Here is a 4,836-nt window from a genome sequence, read left to right on the forward strand (position 1 = left end):
CACCACCACAACCAACCCGCCACCACCATCGCCTGGGGCATGTGGCACACCACCACCACCCTCACCGCCCAACTCACCCACACCGACCGACAGCGCATCCGGCGCAGCGGCTTCCTGCCCATCTCGGACGAAGAGGGCATGCGCCTCTACGACGCGGCCATCGCCTCCGGCAAGGACTTCGTGCTGGCGGCCCCGATGGACCCGGCGCAGCTGTCGTCGGGTGACGTACCGCCGATCCTGAGCGGTCTGCGCCGAGGCGCGCGCCGTACCGCCCGAGCCGGGCAGACGTTCACCCAGCGGCTCGCGGAGCTGCCCGACGCCGACCGTGAGACGGCTCTGCTCGCGCTGGTGTCGGATGCCACCGCGACCGTGCTCGGGCATGCCGACGCCACGGACATCGGGCCGACCAGGGCGTTCAAGGATCTCGGCATCGACTCGCTCACCGCGATCGAACTGCGGAACCGGCTCGCGGAGGCGACCGGGCTCCGGCTCAGCTCCACGATGGTGTTCGACCATCCGACACCGCGGGTGCTGGCCGCGAAGCTCCGCGCCGATCTGTTCGGCACGGACGCTCCCCTGCCGGTACGAACCGCGCGGACCCACCACGAAGAACCCCTCGCGATCGTCGGCATGGCCTGCCGGCTGCCCGGCGGCGTCACCTCGCCCGAGGAGCTGTGGCGGCTCGTCGAGTCCGGCACGGACGCGATCACCGAGTTCCCCGCCGACCGCGGCTGGGACATCGACGCGCTGTTCGACCCGGATCCGGACGCGCCCGGCAAGACGTACGTCCGGCACGGCGGCTTCCTCCCCGACGCCGCGGACTTCGACGCCGCGTTCTTCGGCATCAGCCCGCGCGAGGCATGGGCCATGGATCCGCAGCAGCGCGTCATCCTCGAAACGGCCTGGGAGGCGTTCGAACACGCGGGCATCGTCCCGGGCACCCTGCGGGGCAGCGACACCGGTGTGTTCATGGGCGCGTTCTCGCACGGGTACGGCGCAGGCGTCGACCTGGGCGGCTTCGGCGCCACCGCCACCCAGAACAGCGTGCTCTCCGGCCGTATCTCCTACTTCTTCGGCATGGAAGGACCGGCCGTCACGGTCGATACGGCGTGCTCTTCGTCGCTGGTCGCCCTGCACCAGGCCGCGCAGTCGCTCCGGGCCGGGGACTGTTCACTGGCGCTCGCCGGCGGTGTCACGGTCATGCCCACACCGCTGGGATACGTCGAATTCTGCCGCCAGCGCGGACTCGCCCCCGACGGCCGGGCCAAGGCGTTCGCGGACGCCGCCGACGGCACCAGCTTCTCGGAAGGCGCCGGTGTCGTCATCGTGGAGCGGCTCTCGGACGCCCGGCGCAACGGGCACACCGTCCTCGCGCTCCTGCGCTCCTCCGCCGTCAACCAGGACGGTGCATCCAACGGTATCTCCGCGCCCAACGGCCCGTCCCAGCAGAGCGTCATCCGCAGGGCACTCGACAGGGCGGGGCTCGCCCCCGCCGACGTCGACGCGGTGGAGGCGCACGGCACGGGTACGCCTCTGGGCGACCCCATCGAGGCGCAGGCCGTCATCGCGACCTACGGACAGGACCGCGAGACACCTCTCTACCTCGGTTCGGTCAAGTCGAACATCGGCCACACCCAGACCGCGGCGGGCATCGCGGGTGTCATCAAGATGGTGATGGCCATGCGGTACGGGGTGTTGCCGAAGACGTTGCATGTGGGTGAGCCGTCGTCGCATGTGGACTGGTCGGCGGGGGCGGTGGAGCTGCTGACGGAGGCCCGGCCGTGGCCCGAGACGGACCGTCCGCGGCGGGCGGGCGTTTCGTCACTCGGCATCAGCGGGACGAATGCGCATGTGGTGCTGGAGGGGGTGCCGGACGTCTCGGCTGCTCCGGCTGATTCCGGGGGTTCGGTGTCTGGGGGGTTGGTGCCGTTGCCGGTGTCGGCGCGTTCTGGTGTGGGTGTGGGTGTGTTGGTGGAGCGGGTGGGTGGGTTGGTGGGGGGTGGGCGGGATGTGGGTGTGGTGGCGGATGGGTTGGTGCGGGGGCGTGCGGTGTTCGGTCATCGGGCGGTGTTGTTGGGGGATGGTGTGGTGAGGGGTGTGGCGGGTGAGGGGGTGCGGACGGTGTTCGTGTTTCCGGGGCAGGGGTCGCAGTGGGTGGGGATGGGTGTGGAGTTGATGGGGTGGTCGGAGGTGTTCGCGCGGCGGATGGCCGAGTGTGGGGCGGCGTTGGCGCCTTATGTGGACTGGTCGTGGGAGGAGGCTCTGGGGTCGCCGGAGTTGCTGGACCGGGTGGAGGTGGTGCAGCCGTTGTCGTGGGCGGTGGCGGTGAGTGTGGCGGCTTTGTGGGGGGCGCATGGGGTGGTGCCGGACGGGGTGGTGGGTCATTCGCAGGGGGAGATTGCGGCGGCGTGTGTGGCGGGTGCGCTGAGTCTGGAGGACGGGGCGCGGGTGGTGGCGTTGCGGAGCCGGGTGATCGGGGGCCGGCTGGCGGGGCGTGGGGTGATGGCCTCGGTCGCGCTTCCCGCGGGGGAGGTGGAGCTGGTGGAGGGGGTGTGGATCGCGGCCCGTAACGGACCGTCCTCGACGGTGATCGCGGGCAACCCCGAGGCTGTCGAACGGGTTCTGGCGGGGTATGAGGCTGTAGGGGTTCGGGTGCGGCGGATCGCAGTCGACTACGCCTCCCACACCCCCCATGTCGAAGCCGTCGAGGACGAACTCGCCGAAGCACTGACCGGGGTTACGGCACGCACTCCCACCGTCCCCTGGTGGTCCACGGTCGACAGCCGCTGGGTCACCGAACCGGTCGAGGACGGTTACTGGTACCGCAACCTCCGTCAACCGGTCGCGATGGATTCCGCGATTGCGGAACTCGACGGTTCCCTGTTCATCGAGTGCAGTGCGCATCCGGTGCTGCTGCCCGCGATCGACCAGGAACGTACCGTCGCTTCCTTGCGTACCGGCGAAGGCGGCGGGGACCGGTTCGCCACCGCGCTCGCGGAGGCCTGGGTCCAGGGTGCCACCGTCGACTGGACCACTCTCGTCCCGCCCACCGGAGAACGGCTTCTCGACCTGCCCACCTACCCCTTCGACCACAAACGCTACTGGATAGAGGCGGCGGCCCCCACCGATCTCAGCACCCTGGGCCTCACCGCCACGGCGCACTCCATGCTGGCCGCGACCACGGCCCTGCCGACGAACGACGGCACCGCGCTCACCGGCCGGATCTCCCTGCGCACCCACCCCTGGCTGGCCGACCACGCCGTCCAGGACACGGTACTGCTCCCGGGCACCGCGTTCCTGGAGCTGGTGATCCGCGCGGGTGACGAGACCGGCTGCGACACCATCGACGAACTGGTCATCGAGACACCGCTCGTACTCCCGGTCACCGGCGCCGTCGATCTCACCGTCACCGTCGACCGGCCCGACGAGACCGGGCGCCGACCGGTGACCGTCCACGCCCGCCCCGAAGGCACCGACACCTGGACCCGCCACGCCACCGGAACCCTCACCACCACCGGCACCACCACCCCCGAAGCGTTCCCGCAGTGGCCCCCGGCCGGTACCACTGCCGTCGACATCGACGAGTTCTACCCGCGTCTCACCGCGCTGGGCTACCGGTTCGGCCCCACGTTCCGCGGGCTGCGCGCGGCCTGGCGCGACGGTGACACCGTCTACGCCGAGGTGGCGCTCCCCGAGGACCGTACCGCCGACGCGGAACACTTCGGTGTCCATCCGGCCCTGCTCGACGCCGCCTTGCAGAGCGGCAGCCTCCTGATGCTCGCTTCCGATGGCGCGCAGGGTGTGCAACTGCCCTTCTCCTGGCACGGCGTCCGTTTCCATGCGACCGGTGCGACCTCGCTGCGGGTCGCGATCACACCCGGTCCGGACGGGCTCCGGTTGCAGGCCGCGGACAGCGGGAACCGGCCCGTCGCGTCCGTGGACGCGCTGGTCACCCGGCCCCCGGCCGAGCCGGCACCCGCCGATCCGGTGCTGCGTATCGGCTGGAGCGCCGTGCCCGTACCGGCCGGGGTCGCCCCGTGCGACGCGGACGTTCTGACGCTGCACGGCAACGACGCCGACCCGCTCCAGGAGACCCGGGACCTCACCGCCCGGGTGCTCGACGCCCTGCTCCGGGCCGAGCGCACACTGATCGTCCAGGTCACCGGCGGCCTCGCCGCGATGGCGGCCTCGGGACTCGTACGCACCGCCCAGAACGAGCGGCCGGGCCGCTTCTTCCTCGTCGAAACGGACCCGGGAGAAGTCCTGGACCCTGCGCGGTGCGCCACGATCGCGGCGCTCGGTGAGCCCCGGTTGCGTCTGCGCGGCGACCGCTACGAGGCGGCCAGGATCATGCGGGCCGCACCGGCCCTGCCCCTTCCGGACAGTGGATCGTGGCAGCTGCGCCCATCTGCCACCGGGTCGCTCGACGGTCTCGCCGTCGTGCCCACCGACGGACCGGACCGGCCGCTCGCGGCCGGTGAGGTGCGGATCGGGGTACGGGCCGCGGGCCTGAACTTCCGTGATGTCACGGTGGCGCTGGGCGTGATCTCCGACGAGCGGCCGCTCGGCAGTGAAGCCGCCGGGATCGTCCTGGAGACCGGCCCCGGGGTCCAGGACCTGGCGCCCGGCGACCGCGTCATGGGAATGCTCGCGGGCGCCTTCGGTCCGGTCGCGGTCACGGACCGGCGGCTGCTGGGCCGGCTGCCCGACGGATGGACGTACGCAACCGGCGCATCCGTACTCACCGTGTTTGCGACGGCGTGGTACGGGCTGGTCGATCTGGCGGGGCTGCGGCCCGGTGAGAGGGTCCTGATCCATGCGGCGGCCACCGGTGTG

At 71.5% G+C, this 4,836-nt stretch carries 1 protein-coding gene; it reads left to right on the forward strand.

The features are described 5' to 3' along the window. A partial coding sequence (locus ACIQ9E_RS29690; RefSeq protein WP_403712295.1) for a beta-ketoacyl synthase N-terminal-like domain-containing protein occupies nucleotides 1-4,836 on the forward strand: 4,836 nt, incomplete at both ends.

This window comes from Streptomyces sp. NPDC094448, assembly GCF_044763775.1.
Classification (GTDB): domain Bacteria; phylum Actinomycetota; class Actinomycetes; order Streptomycetales; family Streptomycetaceae; genus Streptomyces.